This window comes from Mesorhizobium sp. P2_C7 (assembly GCF_056404515.1).
The window spans coordinates 1-20,073 of the sequence record NZ_JBFUDW010000022.1; the positions used below are offsets into that span (position 1 = coordinate 1).

General features: G+C 61.8%; 25 protein-coding genes. 15 read left to right on the forward strand and 10 right to left on the reverse strand.

Features of this window, described 5'->3' with window-relative positions; translation table 11 throughout:
• From AC1D2G_RS31995 to AC1D2G_RS32010, 4 genes are all read left to right on the forward strand, one after another.
• Positions 1-259: cobalamin-dependent protein (locus AC1D2G_RS31995; protein WP_477419020.1), on the forward strand; the 259-nt coding region annotated here is incomplete at its 5' end.
• A gap of 99 nt (positions 260-358) precedes the next feature.
• A complete protein-coding gene (locus AC1D2G_RS32000) occupies positions 359-1,468 on the forward strand; it encodes a mandelate racemase/muconate lactonizing enzyme family protein (RefSeq protein WP_477419022.1) in 1,110 nt (369 codons plus the stop codon).
• A 193-nt stretch (positions 1,469-1,661) separates the two neighbouring features.
• The gene (locus AC1D2G_RS32005) at positions 1,662-2,141 is read left to right on the forward strand and encodes a DUF3828 domain-containing protein (protein ID WP_477419024.1); all 480 of its coding nucleotides are present in this window, start codon (positions 1,662-1,664) and stop codon (positions 2,139-2,141) included.
• A 5-nt stretch (positions 2,142-2,146) separates the two neighbouring features.
• On the forward strand, positions 2,147-2,755 hold the full coding sequence (locus AC1D2G_RS32010; RefSeq protein ID WP_477419026.1) for a hypothetical protein: 609 nt from the start codon (positions 2,147-2,149) through the stop codon (positions 2,753-2,755).
• A 112-nt stretch (positions 2,756-2,867) separates the two neighbouring features.
• Here AC1D2G_RS32010 and queF read toward each other — a convergent pair whose 3' ends face one another.
• Entirely contained in the window at positions 2,868-3,329 is a 462-nt protein-coding gene (queF, locus tag AC1D2G_RS32015) for a preQ(1) synthase (RefSeq protein WP_095086672.1), read from the reverse strand.
• Positions 3,330-3,567: 238 nt separating this feature from the next.
• A complete protein-coding gene (locus AC1D2G_RS32020; protein WP_477419028.1) occupies positions 3,568-3,975 on the reverse strand; it encodes a hypothetical protein in 408 nt (135 codons plus the stop codon).
• Positions 3,976-4,092: 117 nt separating this feature from the next.
• Here AC1D2G_RS32020 and AC1D2G_RS32025 point away from each other — a divergent pair, with 117 nt between their 5' ends.
• Positions 4,093-4,521, forward strand: a complete 429-nt coding sequence (locus AC1D2G_RS32025; protein WP_477419029.1) for a MarR family winged helix-turn-helix transcriptional regulator — start codon at positions 4,093-4,095, stop codon at positions 4,519-4,521.
• A 7-nt stretch (positions 4,522-4,528) separates the two neighbouring features.
• Here AC1D2G_RS32025 and AC1D2G_RS32030 read toward each other — a convergent pair whose 3' ends face one another.
• Both AC1D2G_RS32030 and AC1D2G_RS32035 read right to left on the reverse strand, forming a co-directional pair.
• The gene (locus AC1D2G_RS32030) at positions 4,529-5,269 is read right to left on the reverse strand and encodes a polysaccharide deacetylase family protein (protein WP_477419030.1); all 741 of its coding nucleotides are present in this window, start codon (positions 5,267-5,269) and stop codon (positions 4,529-4,531) included.
• A gap of 177 nt (positions 5,270-5,446) precedes the next feature.
• Entirely contained in the window at positions 5,447-7,516 is a 2,070-nt protein-coding gene (locus AC1D2G_RS32035) for a putative bifunctional diguanylate cyclase/phosphodiesterase (protein ID WP_477419032.1), read from the reverse strand.
• 310 nt (positions 7,517-7,826) lie between these two features.
• On the opposite strand from AC1D2G_RS32035, the gene AC1D2G_RS32040 reads away from it, so the two are divergent.
• From AC1D2G_RS32040 to AC1D2G_RS32050, 3 genes are read left to right on the forward strand one after another with little or no spacing between them, the layout of a single operon-like run.
• The gene (locus AC1D2G_RS32040; protein ID WP_477419034.1) at positions 7,827-9,014 is read left to right on the forward strand and encodes a glycine C-acetyltransferase; all 1,188 of its coding nucleotides are present in this window, start codon (positions 7,827-7,829) and stop codon (positions 9,012-9,014) included.
• Between the two features lie 52 nt (positions 9,015-9,066).
• Positions 9,067-10,101: an L-threonine 3-dehydrogenase gene (gene tdh / locus AC1D2G_RS32045; RefSeq protein ID WP_477419036.1), complete on the forward strand. Its 1,035-nt coding sequence runs from the start codon at positions 9,067-9,069 to the stop codon at positions 10,099-10,101.
• Positions 10,102-10,152: 51 nt separating this feature from the next.
• On the forward strand, positions 10,153-10,572 hold the full coding sequence (locus AC1D2G_RS32050) for a hypothetical protein (RefSeq protein ID WP_477419038.1): 420 nt from the start codon (positions 10,153-10,155) through the stop codon (positions 10,570-10,572).
• A 13-nt stretch (positions 10,573-10,585) separates the two neighbouring features.
• Here the strand turns inward: AC1D2G_RS32050 and AC1D2G_RS32055 are convergent, their stop codons facing one another.
• Entirely contained in the window at positions 10,586-11,038 is a 453-nt protein-coding gene (locus AC1D2G_RS32055; protein ID WP_477419040.1) for a MarR family winged helix-turn-helix transcriptional regulator, read from the reverse strand.
• 91 nt (positions 11,039-11,129) lie between these two features.
• Here AC1D2G_RS32055 and hmgA point away from each other — a divergent pair, with 91 nt between their 5' ends.
• From hmgA to AC1D2G_RS32080, 5 genes are all read left to right on the forward strand, one after another.
• Complete coding sequence (hmgA, locus tag AC1D2G_RS32060; protein ID WP_477419042.1) at positions 11,130-12,443, forward strand: homogentisate 1,2-dioxygenase; 1,314 nt, start codon at positions 11,130-11,132, stop codon at positions 12,441-12,443.
• An 11-nt stretch (positions 12,444-12,454) separates the two neighbouring features.
• Positions 12,455-13,309: an MBL fold metallo-hydrolase gene (locus tag AC1D2G_RS32065; protein ID WP_477419103.1), complete on the forward strand. Its 855-nt coding sequence runs from the start codon at positions 12,455-12,457 to the stop codon at positions 13,307-13,309.
• 91 nt (positions 13,310-13,400) lie between these two features.
• Positions 13,401-14,414, forward strand: a complete 1,014-nt coding sequence (locus AC1D2G_RS32070) for a fumarylacetoacetate hydrolase family protein (protein WP_477419044.1) — start codon at positions 13,401-13,403, stop codon at positions 14,412-14,414.
• 275 nt (positions 14,415-14,689) lie between these two features.
• Positions 14,690-14,983 carry a hypothetical protein gene (locus tag AC1D2G_RS32075; protein WP_477419046.1) on the forward strand — a complete coding sequence of 98 codons (294 nt, stop codon included), beginning with the start codon at positions 14,690-14,692 and terminating at the stop codon, positions 14,981-14,983.
• Positions 14,980-15,522 (forward strand): DinB family protein, encoded by a 543-nt coding sequence (locus tag AC1D2G_RS32080; RefSeq protein ID WP_477419048.1) that lies wholly within the window; start codon positions 14,980-14,982, stop codon positions 15,520-15,522. Before AC1D2G_RS32075 ends, AC1D2G_RS32080 begins: the two co-directional genes overlap by 4 nt.
• Before the next feature lie 50 nt (positions 15,523-15,572).
• On the opposite strand, the gene hppD is transcribed toward AC1D2G_RS32080, so the two are convergent.
• Positions 15,573-16,685: a 4-hydroxyphenylpyruvate dioxygenase gene (hppD, locus tag AC1D2G_RS32085; RefSeq protein WP_477419050.1), complete on the reverse strand. Its 1,113-nt coding sequence runs from the start codon at positions 16,683-16,685 to the stop codon at positions 15,573-15,575.
• 137 nt (positions 16,686-16,822) lie between these two features.
• Between hppD and AC1D2G_RS32090 the strand changes: the two genes are divergently transcribed.
• Both AC1D2G_RS32090 and AC1D2G_RS32095 read left to right on the forward strand, forming a co-directional pair.
• Positions 16,823-17,290: an Lrp/AsnC family transcriptional regulator gene (locus tag AC1D2G_RS32090; protein ID WP_095085868.1), complete on the forward strand. Its 468-nt coding sequence runs from the start codon at positions 16,823-16,825 to the stop codon at positions 17,288-17,290.
• A 51-nt stretch (positions 17,291-17,341) separates the two neighbouring features.
• A complete protein-coding gene (locus AC1D2G_RS32095; RefSeq protein WP_477419052.1) occupies positions 17,342-17,680 on the forward strand; it encodes a hypothetical protein in 339 nt (112 codons plus the stop codon).
• A gap of 20 nt (positions 17,681-17,700) precedes the next feature.
• Here AC1D2G_RS32095 and AC1D2G_RS32100 read toward each other — a convergent pair whose 3' ends face one another.
• The 4 genes from AC1D2G_RS32100 to aztC form a co-directional block, all read right to left on the reverse strand.
• Entirely contained in the window at positions 17,701-18,039 is a 339-nt protein-coding gene (locus AC1D2G_RS32100) for a protein tyrosine phosphatase family protein (RefSeq protein WP_477419054.1), read from the reverse strand.
• Between the two features lie 68 nt (positions 18,040-18,107).
• A complete protein-coding gene (locus tag AC1D2G_RS32105; protein WP_477419056.1) occupies positions 18,108-18,545 on the reverse strand; it encodes a DUF6691 family protein in 438 nt (145 codons plus the stop codon).
• 4 nt (positions 18,546-18,549) lie between these two features.
• Positions 18,550-18,972, reverse strand: a complete 423-nt coding sequence (locus AC1D2G_RS32110; protein ID WP_477228889.1) for a YeeE/YedE family protein — start codon at positions 18,970-18,972, stop codon at positions 18,550-18,552.
• Between the two features lie 154 nt (positions 18,973-19,126).
• The gene (aztC, locus tag AC1D2G_RS32115; protein WP_477419058.1) at positions 19,127-20,068 is read right to left on the reverse strand and encodes a zinc ABC transporter substrate-binding protein AztC; all 942 of its coding nucleotides are present in this window, start codon (positions 20,066-20,068) and stop codon (positions 19,127-19,129) included.
• Positions 20,069-20,073 lie beyond the last annotated feature (5 nt).

Consider the following 20,073-nt stretch of genomic DNA (forward strand, 5'->3'; position numbering starts at 1 on the left):
CGATGCGATCGAACAGCACCAGCCCGACATCATCGGCATGTCGGCACTGCTGACCACGACCATGCCCTACATGAAGGTCGTCATCGACACGATGAAGGAAAAGGGCATCCGCGACGATTATGTCGTGCTGGTCGGCGGTGCGCCGCTGAACGAGGAATTCGGCAAGGCCGTCGGCGCCGACGCCTATTGCCGCGACGCCGCGGTGGCGGTCGAGACCGCCAAGGACTTCATGAAGCGCAAGCACAACGTGCGGACTTGAGCACAGCAGTTCGATCCATGTTTGTGACCGAGAACGCCGCCATGCACCCGGATGGCAAGATGGCCTGAATCGCTTGGCACGAAGGGGGCTGAGGTCCGTATGCGCATCGAGTCGATCAAAGTCTATCAGGTCCTTCTGCCTGTCAAAGGCGGCGCCTACCGGATGGCCAGCGATACCGTGCAGACTCTGGATAGCACACTCGTTGAAGTGACCACCGAAGACGGACTGTCAGGCTGGGGTGAGACGTGCCCGGTCGGCCCTGTTTATCAACCCCAACATGCCCTGGGTGCGCGAGCGGCAATTGCCGAAATAGCGCCTGGACTCATTGGTGAGGACACTGCGTCCATGCGCCGCCTCGCGAAAAGAATGGACGAGCGGTTGAACGGTCACAACTATGCCAAGGCGGCCTTGGACATAGCCCTCCTCGACCTCGCCGGCCTGCGGCTGGGTGTTCCGGTTTCAACACTTCTGGGCGGGGCGCTCACCGATCGTGTGCCGTCTTACTACTCGACTATTGTCGGTGCACCGGACGAGACGGCGCGTATTGCCGTCGACAAGGTCAAGGCCGGATACCCACGACTTCAGATCAAGATAGGCGGACAGGATCTCGAGCAAGACGTCGCCACCGTGCACAAGGTATGGGAAGTGGTTGGCTTCAAGGCCCGGATAGCCGTCGACGCCAATCGAGGCCTCACCGCCGCTGCGGCGCTGCACATCGATCGGCTTTGCCAGGCAATCCCGTTCGTGTTCGAACAGCCTTGCAACACCATGGAGGAAGTCGCCAGTCTCAAGGGACGCGTGACCCATCCGGTCTACCTCGATGAGAATACCGAGGATTTGAATGCCGTCCTGCGGGCAGTTTCTTCAGGTATCGCGGACGGATTCGGATTGAAGGTCACCCGCCTTGGTGGCCTTACCAAGATGGTCACGGTCCGCGACCTGTGTGCGATACGATCGCTCCCGCACAGCTGCGACGATGCCTGGGGTGGGGACGTCATCGCCGCGGCCTGCGTGCACCTCGCCGCTACCGTCGAGCCGAGCCGTTTTGAGGGCGCCTGGATCGCGCAGGAATACATCGAAGGGCATACCGACCCGGTAAACCCCGTCGTCATCGAAAACGGGCATATAAGCGTCCCGCAGATGCCAGGGCTCGGTGTCAAGCCTGAGCGCTCCCGGCTCAAAGCACCTGTCGCGACTTTCGGAGGCTGAGGATCCTGTGATGTTCGCGGCGATTGTATCTGCCAGTGTCGTCGGCAGTTGACCGCGGAAGTGCTTTTGCGAACCTCCAGAATGTCTGGCGGGGCGCCTGGGGCTGGCGCTGCAGGACTTCATGAGCCGCAAAAAAGTCGATATGCAGGATGCGTGGTATTGATAGCTTCAAGCCATCAGCCGGAGATTCTGCATGAGACCGACAGTGCTCGTTGCCGCCCTTTCGATAGCCTTGCCCGCGGCTGCCTTCGCCGGACCAGCGTCCGATGCGGTGAAGTTCTTCTATGTGCCGGCGGTCAAATTCGAGGCTGATGAGCAATACCGGGATCGGTTCACCGAGCCGGTGACGAACCTGTTCAACCTGAACGACCAGGCAACGAAAAAGAACCCTGACGAGGTCGCCTGCATCGATTTCGATCCTGGCCTGGATGCGCAGGACTTCGATCAGAAGACTGTCTCTAAAACGCTGAAACTGTCCGAGAAGATGGATGGTGACACCGCCGAGGTTACGGCGTCCTTCAGCCTTTTTGCAGAAGGCGATGACTCGAAACGTGACATGGTCTGGTCGCTCAAGAAGATCGACGGCAAGTGGAAGATATCGGACATTGCCTCCAAGACCAGCGACTGGAAGCTCAGCGCGCTGGAATGCGTGGCCGGCCAGACGCCGGAGTGAAGGCGATGGTCCGTCGCCGGATCCTGGCACTATCGGCCATGTGCCTGCTGGCAGCGGGTCCGAGCGGCGCCGCCGCGCAAGGGCTGTTCGGTGCGCCGCCGGCAAACGCGCCGGCCGACACCGCTCCGGGCGACAGCGGAGCGCCACCTGCAAATGCGCCCGGCGGTGCGGTGGAACCCGCAACGCCACCAGTGGCATGGCCGCCCAGCGAGCCCGCCGCACCCATCCAGCCGGGATCGCCGACGGCGGTGGTGCGGCCATTTTACGATCAGGTCGGGCTCGAACTCGATCCGGCGCAGCGCAGCCATTTCATCGATCCGGCGAAAACCGTTCTCGACAAGAGCGACGCCTTGCGCAAATCGGGACAGGGCGAATGCCTCGACCCCAACATGGCGCTCGACAACGCGAACTATGACAAAGCCGAGATCGACAAGAGCCTGAAGACGCTTGAAGCGATCAATGGTGACAAGGCCAAGGTCATTGTCGCCTTCGTTGTCGCCGGCAACCCGCACCGGCTGGAATGGAAGTTCAGCAAGGTCGACGGCGACTGGAAGATATCGGACCTGTTGTCGGTGACCGGCGAATGGGCGCTCAGCCAATATCAGTGCGAATGAGCGGGAGACCAAACGCGCATCGCGTTGAAACGGATTCAGGCGACGCGCCTTAAGTCTTTGTTTTTATGTATGCCGTTGCCTCAAAACCGGCGTCAGTTTTGGGTGACATGCATTAGCCGCGCCCGCGATAGGGCGCCACTCCGGTATCGGGCAACCAGGCGCCTTCCGGCGGCGCGCCGGTCTGCCAGAACACGTCGATCGGAATGCCTCCGCGCGGGAACCAGTAGCCGCCGATGCGCAGCCACAGCGGCTTGGTTGCCGCCACGATGCGGCGGCCGATCATGACGGTGCATTCTTCATGGAAGGCGCCGTGGTTGCGAAATGAGGTCATGAACAGTTTCAGCGACTTCGATTCCACCAGCAGCGCATCGGGGGCGTAGTCGATGACGATATGGGCGAAGTCCGGCTGGCCGGTGACCGGGCACAGCGAGGTGAATTCCGGGCAGGTGAAGCGCACGATTGCGGGCGGGCCGTCGCCGCGCGTAAATGGCACGGTCTCCAGCACCGCTTGATCGGGGCTCTGGGGCGTCTCGACGTGTGCGCCGAGCTGGGTAAGGTTCTTGGTGACGGTCATGGGCAGCATTCCTTCGAATTTGCCGCTCATTAGCACCGGACCGAAAAGCGCGCAGCGGTTTTCGGACGAATCCGATCATTAAATAGGATCTGAACCATCGGACCGAAAAGTGCCCCGGCATCGTTGGTGGCGCGCGGTCGGCCCTGCGTACGAGAGCCCGTGTACGTCGGTCAGGCCGCGCGCCCGCACGTCATTGGCTTGTCGCCAGACAACGTACGATTCTGTGAGTTGCTGCGTCTCAGACCATCCTGGCGACGGCCATGCAGAGCACGGTGACGACCAGCAGCCGCGCGGCGATGCGCTCGCCCGTCGCCATTCTGGCGCGCAGTTGCGTTTCGGTTTCCGCACTTGCGCCGGCAAGCCACCGGCTGGGCGCCCTGACCATGGCGCCGAGCACGCCCGCGGCGGCGAAAGCGGTCAGGATGCCAAGCGCCAGCACCATTTCCATCGAGCCGAAATAGGCGCCGTGGAAGAAATACCAGAGCAGCGCTCCGGTCAGGAAAACCATGCCGGCCGCACCCATTTGCGGCTGGATGAAGCGCTCGGCACGGATATCGGGATCGCGCGCCAGCGTGATCGTCGTGCCTGCCCAGAATACGCCCGCCATGACGTGAAGGCCGATAACGACGATGTAGACGTACTGCATGACCGGATTCTCCTCCTTCGTGCGTCAATATGATATAGTTAGATATCTAACGGTTAGGTGTCAATGTATAAACCACGGCCAGTTCCATCGGCCTTTCCCTTGTTCTAGTGTCTTGTGATGACGCCCTTTGAACGCCCGCCAGTCGGCATGAATCTCGGCCGTACCGCCAAGCTGGTTGCCCAGGCTTTTGACGCTGCCCTGGTCGAGGCTGGCGGCACGTTGCCTGTCTGGCTCACTCTGCTGTCGGTCAAGTCGAGCAAGCTTGCCAACCAGCGCGAGCTTGCCGGCATGATCGGCATCCAGGGCGCGACGCTGACACACCATCTCAACGCGATGGAGACGCAGGGCCTGCTGACGCGCCGCCGCGATCCCGTCAATCGCCGGGTTCACCTGGTCGAATTGACTCAAGCCGGAGAAGCGATGTTCGAGACATTGCGCAAGGCAGCGCTAGTTTTCGACAAGCGGCTGCGGGTGGGGCTTTCCGACGAGCGCTTGGCGGAGTTCGCACAGGTGCTGGCGGCCTTGCGGGCCAATGTGGAAAGCTAGGGCAGGCTCAGTCGTCGTAGCTCTGGATTGCGCCAAAGGTGTAGCGGCGCAGCTTCAGTGCGGTGATCAGGTTGGTCAGCTTGGTCTTGCCGTCGAAACTGTCCTGGAACATCTCGTCATGCATCAGCAGGATCAGCTTGTGCGGCTTGACGAAGCGGCCGTAGCCGAACAGGTGATCGATCTCGCTGACCAGATGGTCGACGCTCTGCACCGGCTCGCCGCTGTCCTTGTGCACCCATTCATGGTCCCAGCCGTAGAAATAAAAGCCTGAGGCCGCGACAAACTCATAGTCGGGCTCCTCGCGGCCCTCCTGGGCCAGGCCAAGCGAAGTGTCGTTCTTCGACATCGAGGGCAGTCTGAACACGTCGCGCCCCGGCAGGCGGGCATGCACCACCGGCTTCAGGCCGAGCACCGCGTTTGCCCGCATCATGTCGGCGACGACGCCTTCGGTGTCGGCGTAGTAATGCTGGTAGCGGTTGTTGGCGTGGCTGTAGCTGTGGTTGCCGAGTGTAACCAGCGGAAGCTGTTTGGCGCGCTGGACGAGCGCCCTGTTGGCGGCGCTTGCTTGCGCATGCATGCCGACCATGAACATGGTCGCCGGAACCTGCTCGGCTTCCAGCACGTCGAGGATGTTGCTGGTGCCGTTCAGCGGGCCATCGTCAAAGGTGAGATAGATTGTGCGATCCGCCCCATGGGCGGAGAACGCAAAAATCAGCAGTGCCGCCAGGACAATCCGAAACGGTGTCATCACCCGCACTATCAGGTTGCGATGACGGCAGGCCGCCATGTCCACAACGGCTTGTCAAGGCGGGCGGTGCATGTCGCCCAAAAGTGCGCAGCGGTTTTGGGGCAACGACATGGAGAAAACAGGGACGCAAAGCGCGTCGGATGTCTCCGCTCGAGCGCGACGGGCTTTGTGCAGCGCCTACGCCAGGCTTCCCTGCAGCACCGTCAGCCTGGCCTTCTTCGGCATGCGGGCCGTCAGCCATTCCAGCGCCTTGTCCTGCGGCATCGGGAAGGCGATGGAATAGCCCTGCACCTGATCGCAGCCGATTGCCATCAGCGAATCGAGCTCGGCCTCGGTTTCAGCGCCTTCGGCAACGATCGAGATGCCAAGGCCACGCGCCAGCTCGGTGATGGCACGCACGATCTTCGAGTTGTCGCCATTCTCATGGATGTTCTGGACGAAGCGGCGGTCGATCTTCAGCCGGTCGATCTCGTTGGGATTGACATGGCTGAGCGATGCATAGCCGGTGCCGAAATCATCGAGTTCGAGATGGACGCCGGCTGCCCTGATATGGCGCAGCTTGGCGGCGATACCGGTCTTCTCGTCATCGAGAATGACGGACTCGACGATTTCCAGCGACAGTTTCTGCGGCGGCAGCCCAGCCTTCTCCAGCGTCTCGAACAGGAACGCATCGAAGTCGTGCTCGCGCAGTTCGGTGCCTGAAACATTGACGGCAAGCCGCCCAAAGGCAATGCCGGCGCGGTTCCATTCGGCGGCTCCGTTGATCGCCTTGCTGATGACGATGCGGCCGATCTCCGGCATGAAGCCGCATTTCTCGGCGACCGGAATGAATTCGCCGGGTGAGATCATGCCGCGCTCGGCATGGTTCCAGCGCACCAGCGCCTCGATGCCGCTGATCGTGCCGTCGGTCAACGAGACCTGCGGCTGGAAATAGACCTGGAACGCCCGGTCCGCGATGGCGATCTTGATGTCGTGCTCGAGCTGCTTGCGATAGTCGAGCTCCCGGCGCAACTCTTCGGAGAAGAACGAGAAGTTGCTGCCTCCTAGTTTCTTGGCAGAGTAGAGTGCCAGATCGGCGTGGACCAGCAGGTCCTGCGCATTGTCGGCGTCGACCGGGTAGACGGCGATGCCGGCGCTGGCGCCCGGAAGAATGGTCGTGCCCTGAAAGATGATCGGCTCGTTGATGTGGGCCAGGATACGCCGCGCCAGCATGTTGATGTCTTCGGTGCCGCCGGCGCCGCCGAGGATCATGACGAACTCGTCGCCGCCCAGGCGTACGCACAGGTCCGATGCCCGGCAGGAATCGCGCATGCGCTGCGCCGTGACGACCAGCACATAGTCGCCGGCGGCGTGGCCGAGTGTATCGTTGATCTGCTTGAACCGGTCGAGGTCGAGCTGGACGACGGCAAGCCGCTCACGACGCCGTTGCGAGCCCTTGATCAGCGTATCGAAATGATCGGTCAGGAACGTGCGGTTGTGCAGGCCGGTGAGGCCGTCGTGCACCGCGATGAAGGCCATGGAATTGCGTGCGTCGATCAGCTCATGCGTCTTGCGCAGGATGGCGTTCGACATCGGCCGGAAGATGAAGAGCGCCACCAGCACGATCACGCCGAGGGTGGCGTAGAACAGCGTGCGGTGAAGCGCGAGCAGCTTCTCGGCGCGCTCGTCGGCATCGGCGCTAATGCGCTGGCCAAGCGCTGCGTAGCCCGACAAGGTCGCGTTGGCGACAGAGGCATCGAGATTGACGCGCTCGCCGCTGCCCTTGTAGCCGTCACTGGCGCCCGTCAGCTGGGATTCAAAGGATGAGATCAGCCGCTTGCCATTGGCGACGAGGCCTACCGAGAAATAATCAAGATGGAACGGCTTGGCGAACAGCACGCTCTCGGTCGATTTCGGGTCCAATCGGGCAGGCGACATCGGGTCGGCGTTGGTCTGCTCGAGCAGCAGATCGTAGTTCGTCTCGAACTCCGCCGTCGCCTGCTTAAGAGCGCTGACCAGCGCCGGCTGCTTGTCACGCGAACCAGAACTCGTTGCGCCGGCAAGGAAGACGATGCGCTGCGACAGCGTCTTTTGCGTGCTTACGATGTCGAGCAAGGTGTTGTTGTGCTGCTGGGTGGCCATCATCTGCTGCAGCAGGATGAAGGAAGCTATCACCATGGCGGCGATGATCAGCAGGGCCAGCCAGTAGCCAGCCTTGATCAGCAGTATGAGCTTGCCTGAAACGGTTTGCACCGGCTGCTGCGACATGTTGTGGGGCGGCCCTCTCGCCAACGGATTCTTGTTGCGAGGACCATTGGCTTGCAAACGTTAACAGGTCTGGAAATCGACAGCCGGACGGCGAGGGGGAAACGCTTAAAGATCGCGAAATGGTTATTGGCTGGTTTCGCGCTGTGTCGGCATTTGAGAGGTCGTCGGCCAGCACTGTTGTCGTGACGTCGCTTCCGCGGCCGCATGACGATGCATATCGGGGCCGCATGCCCACCGATCCGGTCGTTTTTGCGATGGATTTTTCGCGCGGGCCGGACGACAGTCGGCCCACATCAAACGAGGCCCTATCATGACCGCAGCATTTCTCTCTCACATCGACAGCGAACTCGCGGGGCTTAAGTCGGCCGGCCTCTATAAATCCGAGCGGGTGATCTCTTCGACCCAGTCGGCGCAGATCGAGGTCGGCGGTCAGAAGGTGCTTAATTTCTGCGCCAACAACTATCTCGGCCTCGCCGACAGCGCCGACCTGCGTGCGGCGGCCAGCCAGGCGCTCGACCGCTATGGCTACGGCATGGCCTCGGTGCGCTTCATCTGCGGCACGCAGGAAGAGCACAAGCAGCTCGAGGCGACGATTTCATCCTTCCTCGGCCTGGAGGACACCATCCTCTACGGCTCCTGCTTCGACGCCAATGGCGGCCTGTTCGAGACACTCCTCGGCGAGAACGATGCGATCATTTCCGATGCGCTGAACCACGCCTCGATCATCGACGGCGTGCGGCTGTCGAAGGCAAAACGCTTCCGCTACGCCAACAACGACATGGCCGACCTCGAAGCGCGGCTGAAGGAGGCGAAGGATTGCCGCTTCCGGCTGATCGCCACCGACGGTGTGTTTTCCATGGATGGCATCATCGCCAATCTAAGGGGTGTCTGCGACCTCGCCGACAAATACGATGCCATGGTGATGGTCGACGACAGCCATGCGGTCGGCTTCGTCGGCCAGAATGGCCGCGGCTCGGCCGAGCATTGCGGCGTCGAGGGCAGGGTCGACATCATCACCGGCACGCTCGGCAAGGCGCTCGGCGGTGCATCCGGCGGTTACACATCGGGCAAAAGCCAAGTGGTCGACTGGCTGCGCCAGCGCTCGCGGCCCTATCTCTTTTCCAACACGCTGATGCCGGCGATCGCCAGCGCCTCGATCAAGGTGTTCGACCTGATCCGCAATGGCGACGCCTTGCGCGAACGCCTATATGCCAATGCGGCACGGTTCAGGTCGCAGATGGGCAAGCTCGGCTTCACGCTGGCCGGGGCCGATCATCCGATCATTCCGGTGATGCTGGGCGACGCGACGCTGGCGCAGGAGATGGCGGCGCGCATGCTGAAGCGCGGAATCTATGTCATCGGCTTTTCCTTCCCGGTGGTGCCGAAGGGCCAGGCGCGCATCCGCACGCAGATGTCGGCGGCGCATTCCAGCGCCGACATCGACCGTGCGGTCGAGGCGTTCGGCGTCGTCGGGCGCGAACTCGGGGTGATTTCCTGAAAGGCCGAAATCGCAAAGCGATTTTGGAACAAGAGATTCAAGGGACAAAAGCATGTCGAACATGATGAAGGCGCTGGTGAAGGCCAAGGCCGAGCCGGGCATCTGGATGGAAGAGGTGCCGGTGCCGGAGATCGGCCCCAACGACGTGCTGATCAAGATCAGGAAGACGGCGATCTGCGGCACCGACGTCCACATCTACAATTGGGACCAGTGGGCGCAGAAGACGGTGCCGGTACCGATGGTGACCGGCCATGAATTCGTCGGCACGGTTGCCGATTTCGGCGCCGCGGTCACCGAATACAAGGTCGGCCAGCGCGTGTCGGGCGAAGGCCACATCGTCTGCGGCCATTGCCGCAACTGCCGAGCGGGCAGGGGGCATCTGTGCCGCAACACGCTCGGTGTCGGCGTCAACCGCCCCGGCGCCTTCGGCGAGTATCTGGCGATCCCGCAGCACAACGTCGTGCCGATCCCCGGCGACGTGCCGGACGAGATCGCCGCGATTTTCGATCCGCTCGGCAATGCGGTCCATACCGCCCTGTCCTTCGATCTGGTCGGCGAGGATGTGCTGGTCACCGGGGCCGGGCCGATCGGCATCATGGGCGCGCTGGTGGCGCAATGTGTCGGCGCGCGCAAGGTGGTCATCACCGACATCAACCCGGTGCGGCTGGCGCTGGCGAAAAAGCTTGGCGTGCAGCACGTCGTCGACGCCTCGAAGGAAAAGCTGCGCGACGTCATGCCGGTACTCGGCATGACCGAGGGTTTCGACGTCGGTCTCGAAATGTCGGGGGCGGCGCCCGCCTTCCGCGACATGATCGACACGATGAACAATGGCGGCAAGATCGCCATTTTAGGCATTGCGCCCACCGGCTTCGAGATCGACTGGAACAAGGTCATCTTCAAGATGCTGCATCTCAAGGGCATCTACGGCCGCGAAATGTTCGAGACCTGGTACAAGATGATCGCGCTGGTGCAGGGCCCGCTCGATGTTTCCGGGTTGATCACGCACCGCATCGGCATCGACGACTTCCAGACCGGTTTCGATGCAATGCGCAGCGGCAGTTCCGGCAAGGTGGTGATGGATTGGTAGACGGCGGTCGCAGGGTGGAAAACCACACTCTCGACATGGCAATGTCTGTACATGATTGAGTTCCTGCACCTGAACCCCGATTGGAATGCCGACCCGAACGCGCCCGACGTCGAGCTAACCGTCGAGGGTGACGGCGTTCAACTTGTCTTTCTTTTGAACCCATGGGCTTACGAGGCCGAAAAGGGCGAGAAGGGAACGCTTCGCTTCGTTGACTGTAGTCGTTGGCGATGGGACGCCACCAACGATCACGCTTGGTTCGCAGGCAAAGGCCGCTACAGCGATCAAGCTCCAGAATGGGGGGAGTTCTATGAGGTGATCGGCGAAGATCGCGCAGTCAAAGAACTTGATTGGGAGGTTCTATCACCGGACACTCCGAGTTCACGGCATTTCTTGTTCTACTTTCGAGACGAAACGATCGAGTTTGTTGCTCAAGATTGGTCGCTCAGTCGAGAGGTTTTGGATGTCGAGTAAGGTCGGAGAGCGGTTACTCTGTCGCTGAGTTGGTCGGGGCCAATTTGGCTTCCAGCGCAGTCAATCCATCGCTGATCGCAGTCCGCTCTGCCATGCTCAGCTTTGCCAGCAATTCCCGCTCGAACGCTTTCGCCAGCGGCACCATCTCGCGATAGGCCGCAAGCCCCGCCTTGGTCAGCGTCAGATGCTCGACGCGGCGGTCGTTTTCATCGGGAGTGCGCGTCAGCCAGCGCCGCCTTTCGAGTTCTGCAACGGCGCGTGACACCTTGGTCTTGTGCATGGCCGATTGCTCGCCGAGGGCTGTCGCCGTCATCGTGCCGTGCTGGCCGAGCCCCGAAAGGGTGCGCCATTCCGGCCGCGTCAGGCCATGGCTGTCCTTGTATATCCCCGCGAATTCCCGGCTGACCGCGTCGGCCAGGCGATAGAGCCGATAGGGCAGGAAGTTTTCCAGGTCGAGGATTTCCATGGTTGCACATCCCGGCAGAGGCATTGGCATTGATAGTTACATTTTCGATGGTTACAAATGAAACCAGTTTGGTCAATTCCGGGAGGAAGCGATGGCCTTTTCCTACATGCCGGGCTTCGGCAACGACTTCGAAACTGAAACCTTGCCCGGCTCGCTGCCGCAGGGACGGAATTCGCCGCAGCGGCCGGCCTATGGCCTCTATGCCGAGCAGCTTTCCGGTTCGCCGTTCACCGCGCCGCGCGGCACCAATGAGCGCTCCTGGCTCTATCGGATCCGGCCGAGCGTGAAGCACACCGGCCGTTTCAAACCGGCGAGCTATCCATTGTGGAAGAGCGCTCCCAATGTCGGCGACCACGAGCTGGCGCTCGGCCAGTACCGCTGGAACCCGGTGCCGATGCCGAAGGAGCCGACCGATTTCATCGCCGGCATGCGCAGCATCACCACCGCCGGCGACGTGCTTGGGCAAACCGGCATGGCGGCCCACGTCTATGTCGCCAACCGCTCGATGGTTGACGACCATTTCTTCAACGCCGATGGCGAGTTGCTCATCGTGCCGCAGGTCGGCGCCTTGCGCTTCGTCACCGAGATGGGCGTCATCGAGCTTCGGCCCGGCGAGATCGCCGTGCTGCCCCGCGGGCTTGTCTTCAAGGTCGAGCTGGTCGATGCCGAAGTGCGTGGCTATGTCTGCGAGAACTATGGCGCCAAGCTGACCTTGCCGGACCGTGGCCCGATCGGCGCCAATTGCCTGGCCAATCCGCGCGACTTCAAGACGCCTTGCGCCTGGTTCGAGGAGAAGGAGACACCGTGCCGGCTGACGGTGAAATGGTGCGGCAAGTTCCATGTGACCGAGATCGGCCACTCGCCGCTGGACGTCGTTGCCTGGCACGGCAACTACGCACCCTATAAATATGATCTGGCCACCTTTTCGCCGGTCGGCGCCATCCTCTTCGATCATCCCGATCCGTCGATCTTCACCGTGCTGACGGCGCCCAGCGGCGAGGAAGGCACCGCCAACATTGACTTCGTCATCTTCCCGCCGCGCTGGTTGGTGGCGGAGGATACGTTCCGGCCGCCCTGGTATCACCGCAACATCATGAGCGAATTCATGGGCCTGATCCACGGCCAGTATGACGCCAAGGAGGAGGGTTTCGTTCCCGGAGGCATCAGCCTGCACAATCTGATGCTGGCCCACGGCCCGGATGCTCCTGGCTTCGAAAAGGCCTCGCGCGCGGACCTGAAACCGGTCAAGCTCGACAACACCATGGCCTTCATGTTCGAGACCCGTTTTCCGCAGATGCTGACCCGCTACGGCGCCGAACTGGAAACCCGGCAGGACAATTACATCGACTGCTGGGCCGACCTGAAGAAGCGCTTCAACGGCACGCCCGAGGGCGACTGGTCTTGAGCGGCGAGCCGATGCCGGACCGGCTGGTGCTTTTGGGCTCGAAGGGCGGCCCGGCGCTGCGGCCGGGTGGCCCATGGCCGAGTTCGTCGCTGCTGCAGATGGGCGGTCGCAGCATTGTCATCGACTGCGGGCTTGGCGTAACGCGGGGTCTCGTCGACGCCGGAATCGGGCTGAAGGCGCTCGACCTGATCTTCATCACGCATCTGCATTCCGACCATGTGCTGGAACTCGGGCCGCTGGTTCACACCGCCTGGACAGCGGGTTTGGCCACGTCCGTCGGCGTGTACGGTCCGCCCGGAACCGGCCATTACTGGCGGCGCTTTTGTGAGGCTATGGAATTCGACATCGAAATCCGCATCGTCGACGAAGGCCGGCCGGATATTCGCGAGCTGGTTTCGATCAACGAATTCACCGAAGGCTTGATTGTCGAGCAACACGGCCTCGAGGTTTCAGCGCTGCGCGTCGACCATCCGCCGGTGACCGACTGCTTTGCGCTGCGCTTCGAGCATGGCGGGAAAGGCGTGGTGTTCTCCACCGATACGGCCTTCTTTCCGCCGCTCGCTGATTTTGCCCAAGGCGCCGACATCCTCGTCCACGAAGCCATGCTGGAGGAAGGCATAGAGCGGCTGGTGGCCAAAACCGGCAATGGCGCGCGGCTGCGGGAACATCTGCTCGCCAGCCACAGCTTTGCCGATGAGGCCGGGCGCATCGCCAGCGATGCCGGCGTGAAGAGGCTGGTGCTCAATCACCTCATTCCGGCCGACGATCCCGGGATCGGCGAGGCCGACTGGATCGCCGCTGTCAGGAAAACATGGGCCGGCGACTTGACGATCGCCAGCGACGGCCTTGTTGTGGAGTTCGCATGACCCTGAAAAGTGGAAACCGCTTTTCGCTGGAGATAATGCGTAAAACAAAAATCCAAAGCGGCGCCAAAGCCGTAACAGGAGAGGAAACCGCATGAAGCTTGCCACACTGAAGGATGGGACGCGTGACGGAAAACTCGTCGTCGTCTCGCGCGACCTGACACGCTTCACCGACGCCTCGTTCCTGGTGCGCACGCTGCAGGCAGCGCTCGACGACTGGCGGCGCATCGCCCCGCACCTCGCGACAATAGCGGAATCGCTGGAGAACAACGCGGTGCCGTCGGAGCGCTTCCACGAGCATGACGCGCACTCACCGCTGCCGCGCGCCTATCAATGGGCCGATGGCTCGGCCTATGTGAACCATGTCGAACTGGTGCGGAAAGCGCGCGGCGTAGAAATGCCGGCAAGTTTCTGGACCGACCCGCTGATCTACCAGGGCGGCTCGGATTCCTTCATCGCGCCGCGTGATCCGATCCGCATGGCCGACGAGGCCTTCGGCATCGACATGGAGGGGGAAGTCGCTGTCATTGTCGACGACGTACCTATGGGCGCCAGCCTCGATGAGGCACGCGCCGCTATTCGGCTGGTGATGCTGGTCAACGACGTGACGCTGCGCGCGCTCACCGGGCCGGAACTCGCCAAGGGTTTCGGCTTCTTCCAATCAAAGCCGTCCTCGGCGTTTTCACCTGCCGCGGTGACGCCCGATGAATTGGGCGATGCCTGGGATGGCGGCAAGGTCAGCCTGCCGCTGCTCGCCGACCTCAACGGCAAGCCGTTCGGCCGCGCCAATGCGGGCGCCGACATGACCTTCGATTTTCCGGCCCTGATCGTTCACGCCGCGAAAACGCGTCCACTTGCCGCCGGCACCATCATCGGTTCCGGCACCGTCTCCAACAAGCTCGACGGCGGGCCAGGCAAGCCTGTCTCGGCCGGCGGCGCCGGCTATTCCTGCATCGCCGAACTGCGCATGATCGAGACCATTGTATCGGGCGCGCCCAAAACGCCGTTCCTGCGCTTCGGCGACACGGTGCGCATCGAGATGAAGGATAGGACCGGTCATTCGATCTTCGGCGCCATCGAGCAGAAGGTCGAGAAATACGAGAGGTGAGGGACGCGGATGAGTAATTTGCCAACGTTCGGATTGGTCCTGATTCTTGGCGGGGTCGTTTCGTGGACTATCGGTGGGATGATCAGCTTCAGGACCGATTACGACGTTCACAACAGGGACATGCTCGGGCAGAGTGCACGACCTAACGAGCTATGGCGCGCGTTTTTCAGCAATCCGAAATCACGGTGGTGGTGCATGATTGGGCTTTCTCTGACTTTAATCGGGGTGGGATTGTTGATGTTTTCGGGCGAAAAGCTGAGCTTGTAGATAAGTGTATGACAGGCGAGATATTCTACCTTCTCAGTGGCGTCTGGGCGCTTGCCATACTGGCGGTGTTCGTCCTGGCGATCCGGTTGAGCTACCGCATCGAGGCGCGCTCGCCGGACCTAACCAACCGCAGCGGCTTTCCGCGCAAGGCGATGATGTTCCACACCATCACCAACATGAAAGTCGCGCGGGACGCCGAAACGCAAGGCTTGCGGCGGCGCATGAACAGGCTGCTGCTGATCGTTCTCGCAGGATTTGCGGTTATGTGGGCGGGTCTGTATCTGGTTCGGTCCGCCGGATGAACCTGCTGGATCATCTGCGCCGCATGGCCGGCAACAATCTCTGGTCGAACGATCGGCTGTACCGTGCTGTTCTGCAGCTCAAGCCCGGCGAATTCGCAGCCGAACGCACCAGTTTCTTCCCGTCGGTCGAGGCGACGCTCAACCACATCCTTGCGGTCGATCTTCTCTATCTCGATTTTCTCGAAGAGGGTGGCGTCGGTGCTGCCGCCCATGACGATTTTGTGCCAATCGAAGAACCGCAGGCGTTGTTTGCCGCACAGGTGGCCGCGGACCGTCGCCTGATCGCTTTTTGCGACCGGCTCTCGGCGGCCGATCTCGATCGTCAGGTCGTCACCGACCGGCGCAAGGACGGCTTGATCCCCGAGCGGATCGGCGACATCCTCGCGCATGTCTTCCTGCATGACATCCACCATCGCGGTCAGGTGCACGCGATGCTCTCCGGCACGTCGGTCGCGCCGCCGCAACTCGATGAATTCCTGCTCGACTACGATGTGAAGCTGAGGAAAGAAGAGGTCGAGCGGCTGGGCCTCAAGATCTGATTTGGCGCATGACCCGAAACCGGTCATGCACAGTCCGCTCGACCTGAAGCCTACTCCGCCGCCTGAACCTTGATCACGCCGCGCTTGATCTGGTCCTGCTCGATCGATTCGAACAGGGCGCGGAAATTACCCTCGCCAAAGCCTTCGTCGCCCTTGCGCTGGATGAATTCGAAGAAGATCGGCCCGATAACGGTTTTCGAAAAGATCTGCAGCAGGATCTTGGTCATGCCGCCGTCGACCACGCCTTCGCCGTCGATCAGGATGCCGTGCTTCTTCATGCGTTCGATCGGCTCGTCGTGGCCGTTCACGCGATCATAGGACATGTCGTAGTAGGTTTCCGGCGGGCCCGGCATGAACTTCAGTCCGTTCTCGGCCAGCCTGTCGGTGGCGGCGTAGATCTCGTCGGTGCCAACCGCAATGTGCTGGATGCCTTCGCCATTGTACTTCTTCAGATACTCGGCGATCTGGCTGGTCTCGTCCTTGGACTCGTTCAGCGGGATGCGGATCTTGCCGCAGGGCGAGGTGATGGCGCGGCTGACCAGCCCGGTGATCTTGCCGTCGATATCGAAGAAATGGATCTGCTTGAAGCCGAACAAATTGCGGTAGAAATCCCACCATTTGTCCATCTGGCCGCGATAGACATTGTGGGTGAGGTGGTCGAGAAAATAGAAGCCGACGCCTTGCGGCCGCGGGTTGCGCGCGCCGAGCCACTCGAACTCGGCATCATAGGCCGAGCCCTTCTTGCCATAGGTGTCGATGAAATACAGCAGCGAGCCGCCAATGCCGACGATGGCCGGCACGTCGAGCGCCTTGTCTGTGCCCTCGTAAGGCGTGGCGCCCTTGGCAACGGCGTGGTCGAATGCGTGCTTGGCGTCGACCACCCGCCAGGCCATCGATGCAGCACAAGGGCCGTGCTTGTCGGCGAACTTCATCGCATGCGAGCCCGGTTCGGCATTGACGACATAGTTGATGTCGCCCTGGCGCCAGACGGTGATGTCTTTCGTGCGGTGCTTGGCCACCGCGACATAGCCCATGCGGGTGAACAGTTCGGCGAGCTTTTCGGGCTCCGGATGCGCGAACTCGACGAATTCGAACCCATCCGTGCCGGCGGGGTTGTCGTTGCTGATCTTGGCGGGCGGGGCGCCGTGCGGGAAGGGGCCCATGATAGTTCTCCGGATATGGCTAGGCCTGAAACGGCCACCTGACGCCATCATAGCGCGGAGCCGGCGCATGGTGCTTGCATTCAAACGCTTGAAATGATCAGTTCATGCGTAAAGCGTGCACGAAAGGGCAGAAATCCATGGATGAAACGCGCATTGATCAATTTGACCGCAAGATAATGGCGCTCTTGCAGGGCGATGCGGGGCTGACCAACAACGATTTGTCGGAGCGGGTGAATCTGTCGGCGTCACAATGCTCGCGCCGCCGCCAGCGGCTGGAGGAGGACGGCTATATCAAGGGCTATCACGCCGTGCTCGACCGCGACAAACTGGGCTTTTCCCTAGTCAACGTCATCTCGGTGACGTTAGCCACCCACAATCGCGACAATGCTAGGCGCTTTGGCGAACTGGTGGCGCGGCTGCCTGAGGTGCAGGAAGCGCACGCGTTGACCGGCGAGATGGACTATATCCTGAAAGTGGTGACGCCCGACCTGAAGTCGCTATCGGAATTCGTCAACGGCGTGCTGCTGCCGCACGAATCCGTGCAGCATGTGAAGACGGCGATCGTGCTCGAGACGCTGAAGGAAACCGGCGCGCTGCCGATTTGAACATTCTTCGACTGGCCTGCGCTAAATGGAATTACCAACCTGCGGTGAACCATGTCCAACTTTCAGCTTGCCGGCATAATCCTCTTTCTGGTCGGGCTGGTGCCGTTCACGATCGGCGGCCTGATCTTCCTACGGTACGATTCCTCGAATTGGAACGCGTCGCTTTTGCGAGATACAAGTTGGTCATGGCGGGATCGCAAGATAGGTTTTGAGGGCATCCTGGCCAATCCGAAGTCCCGCTGGTGGTGCGGGATTGGCTTTTCAATCTGTATCTCGGGTTTTGTCTTGCTGGTCGTGAGCACGGTCCCACTCGCCGCGCTCGCGCCCTTCATCGCTCTTCTAGGGCTTCTTTTTGGCATCCGAAGCTTCGTCGCCAAGGGGCGCCAATAGGCTCACGCCGATCAGCCAATTCACCCTTTCGACTGCTGGATTAGTCCATACAGATTGGTGCAGCGGGCGCCGGAACGGCAATAGGCGAACACCGGGCCTTGAAGCTCGTCGAGCGCCTCGGCTTGATCCTCGACATTCTCGGCCGTGATCTGGCCGCTGACGACGGGGATGTAGCGGAAGGCCATGCCGGCGGCCTCGACCGCGGCTTTGAGCGTGTCGGCCGAAGGCTGGCCGGGCTGCTCGTCATCGGGCCGGTTGCAGATGACGCTCTTGAAGCCGGCCTCCTTGATGGCGGTGACGTCTTCGGGCTGGATCTGGCCCGAGACCGAATAGGCCTCGCTGATCTCGCGGTATTCCATGGCTGTATCCTCGCAATCTGATTTGGCGAGAAGTCTTGCCACTCTCCGGCGGAACCGGCAACTACTTCCTATGCCGCAGCCGGCTGAGCAAGCCGTGACCTCGCGAAACGCGCCACGACGATGCCGGCGATCACCGCCGTGACAAAGATCGCCGTCGCGGAGGAGCCGAGACCAAGCGCGGGAATGGCGCCGCCGGGACAGAAGCCGGCGATGCCCCAGCCGATGCCGAAGACAGCGGCGCCGCCGGCCAGCTCCGCGTCGATGGTGCGCGTCGTCGGCAGGGCGAACGCGGTTTCGAACACTGGTGACTTACGGCGCCGGAATATCAGGCGGTAGCCGGCGAAGGCGACCGCAAGGCCGCCACCCATGACGAAGATCAGGCTCGGGTCCCAGCTGCCGGCGATGTCGAAGAAGTTCAGCACCTTGGCAGGATTTATCATCCCGGACACGGCGATGCCGAGGCCGAAAATCCCACCGATCAGAAATGCCGAGATGAACTTGTTCACGGGCTCAGCCTCCGATCACGTGGCGGATGATGAAGACGGTGACGAAGGCTGTGACCATGAAGATCGCGACGGCGACGATCGAGCGTGGCGATAGCCGCGCTATGCCGCAAATGCCGTGTCCGCTCGGGCAGCCGCCACCGAAATGCACGCCGATGCCGACCAGGAAGCCGCCACCGACAAGTGCCAGCGTCGACACGGGCACGCTGAAGGCGATGTGTCCGCCGACCGTCTGATAGAGAAGCGGCGCCGCCACGGCGCCGGCGAGAAAGGCGGCGCGCCAGCGCCATTCAGGCGATAGCGGCGGGATGACGCCGGTCAGAATGCCGGTCATCCCGGCAATCCGCCCATGCAGTGCCATCAAGAGCACTGCCGACAGGCCAATAAGGGCGCCGCCAAGCAGCGACTGGAAAGGCGTAAAGTCTGTCATGTGATGCCGGCTTTTGATCCACGGTCGATCCGCGTCTTTGCGCAGCTCGACACCGTAGCGCAGATAGGCATTTCCGGCGCGGAATCCAGCTCGAACTGCCAGAGCGCAAAACAGAGAGGCGGAGACCGGCTCCGCCTTTCCGGGGAGGGCCGCGTCAGCTGCCGAGGATGGCGCCTTTGATCTGGCGGATGTTGTTGTGCATCATGTCGATATAGGTCGAGGCCGGGCCGTCGGGCTGCGACAGCGCATCCGAATAGAGAGTGCCGCCGACCTTGATGCCGGTCTCGCTGGCGATCTGCTCGATCAGACGCGGGTTGGTGATGTTCTCGACGAAGATCGCCGCCGCCTTGTCCTGCTTCACCTGGTCGACCAGCCTGGCGACATCGGCGGCGGACGGTTCGGAGTCGGTCGAGATGCCTTGCGGGGCGAGGAAGGTCAGGCCGTATTCGTGCTCGAAATAGCCGAAGGCGTCATGCGAGGTGATGACGACGCGCTTCGCTTCGGGGATCGAGGCGATCGCGGCCTTCACTTCGCCTTCGACCGCGTCGAGTTTCTTGGTGTAGGCGGCGGCATTGGTCTGGTAGCTGACGCAGCCGTCGGAGTCGGCGGCGCAGAAGGCTTCGGCGATGTTCGCCACGTAGATCTTGGCATTGGCGATCGACTGGAAGGCGTGCGGATCGGTGACCGTCTTGCCGCCGCCGGTTCCGGCCCCTTCGGCGGCGTCGGCGTCGGCGAATTCAGGCTTGAAATCGATCGGCGTCACGCCCTTGGTCAAGGTGACGATCGACGCCTTGGTGGCGCTGGCATCAACCAGCCGCTGCAGAAAACCTTCGAAATGCAGGCCATTGACCAGCACGATGTCGGCCTTGGCCATCGCCACCGCGTCAGCCGGGCTCGGCTCGTAGACATGGGCGTCGCCGTCCGGTCCGACGATGGTGGTGACATCGATGCGGTCGCCACCGACATTTTTGGCAAAATCGGCAATGACGGTGAAGCTGGCGACCACTTTCAGCGGTGCCGCAAAAGCCGGCGAGGCGCCAATGGCAGTTAATGTTATAACGCTCATCGCCAGGGCGGCACGGATCGATTTCAGCATGGACG

Bases quoted from the DNA above. Each gene is read 5' to 3' on its own strand.
- AC1D2G_RS32110 (WP_477228889.1), bottom strand. From the start codon at position 18,972: ATGACAGACTTTACGCCTTTCCAGTCGCTGCTTGGCGGCGCCCTTATT.
- tdh (WP_477419036.1), top strand. From the start codon at position 9,067: ATGTCGAACATGATGAAGGCGCTGGTGAAGGCCAAGGCCGAGCCGGGC.
- AC1D2G_RS32000 (WP_477419022.1), top strand. From the start codon at position 359: ATGCGCATCGAGTCGATCAAAGTCTATCAGGTCCTTCTGCCTGTCAAA.
- AC1D2G_RS32020 (WP_477419028.1), bottom strand. From the start codon at position 3,975: ATGCAGTACGTCTACATCGTCGTTATCGGCCTTCACGTCATGGCGGGC.
- AC1D2G_RS32095 (WP_477419052.1), top strand. From the start codon at position 17,342: ATGTCCAACTTTCAGCTTGCCGGCATAATCCTCTTTCTGGTCGGGCTG.
- AC1D2G_RS32030 (WP_477419030.1), bottom strand. From the start codon at position 5,269: ATGACACCGTTTCGGATTGTCCTGGCGGCACTGCTGATTTTTGCGTTC.
- AC1D2G_RS32050 (WP_477419038.1), top strand. From the start codon at position 10,153: ATGATTGAGTTCCTGCACCTGAACCCCGATTGGAATGCCGACCCGAAC.
- AC1D2G_RS32055 (WP_477419040.1), bottom strand. From the start codon at position 11,038: ATGGAAATCCTCGACCTGGAAAACTTCCTGCCCTATCGGCTCTATCGC.
- AC1D2G_RS32070 (WP_477419044.1), top strand. From the start codon at position 13,401: ATGAAGCTTGCCACACTGAAGGATGGGACGCGTGACGGAAAACTCGTC.
- AC1D2G_RS32010 (WP_477419026.1), top strand. From the start codon at position 2,147: ATGGTCCGTCGCCGGATCCTGGCACTATCGGCCATGTGCCTGCTGGCA.
- AC1D2G_RS32040 (WP_477419034.1), top strand. From the start codon at position 7,827: ATGACCGCAGCATTTCTCTCTCACATCGACAGCGAACTCGCGGGGCTT.
- hmgA (WP_477419042.1), top strand. From the start codon at position 11,130: ATGGCCTTTTCCTACATGCCGGGCTTCGGCAACGACTTCGAAACTGAA.
- AC1D2G_RS32100 (WP_477419054.1), bottom strand. From the start codon at position 18,039: ATGGAATACCGCGAGATCAGCGAGGCCTATTCGGTCTCGGGCCAGATC.
- AC1D2G_RS32080 (WP_477419048.1), top strand. From the start codon at position 14,980: ATGAACCTGCTGGATCATCTGCGCCGCATGGCCGGCAACAATCTCTGG.
- aztC (WP_477419058.1), bottom strand. From the start codon at position 20,068: ATGCTGAAATCGATCCGTGCCGCCCTGGCGATGAGCGTTATAACATTA.
- AC1D2G_RS32065 (WP_477419103.1), top strand. From the start codon at position 12,455: ATGCCGGACCGGCTGGTGCTTTTGGGCTCGAAGGGCGGCCCGGCGCTG.
- queF (WP_095086672.1), bottom strand. From the start codon at position 3,329: ATGACCGTCACCAAGAACCTTACCCAGCTCGGCGCACACGTCGAGACG.
- AC1D2G_RS32090 (WP_095085868.1), top strand. From the start codon at position 16,823: ATGGATGAAACGCGCATTGATCAATTTGACCGCAAGATAATGGCGCTC.
- AC1D2G_RS32025 (WP_477419029.1), top strand. From the start codon at position 4,093: ATGACGCCCTTTGAACGCCCGCCAGTCGGCATGAATCTCGGCCGTACC.
- AC1D2G_RS32005 (WP_477419024.1), top strand. From the start codon at position 1,662: ATGAGACCGACAGTGCTCGTTGCCGCCCTTTCGATAGCCTTGCCCGCG.
- hppD (WP_477419050.1), bottom strand. From the start codon at position 16,685: ATGGGCCCCTTCCCGCACGGCGCCCCGCCCGCCAAGATCAGCAACGAC.
- AC1D2G_RS32075 (WP_477419046.1), top strand. From the start codon at position 14,690: ATGACAGGCGAGATATTCTACCTTCTCAGTGGCGTCTGGGCGCTTGCC.
- AC1D2G_RS32035 (WP_477419032.1), bottom strand. From the start codon at position 7,516: ATGTCGCAGCAGCCGGTGCAAACCGTTTCAGGCAAGCTCATACTGCTG.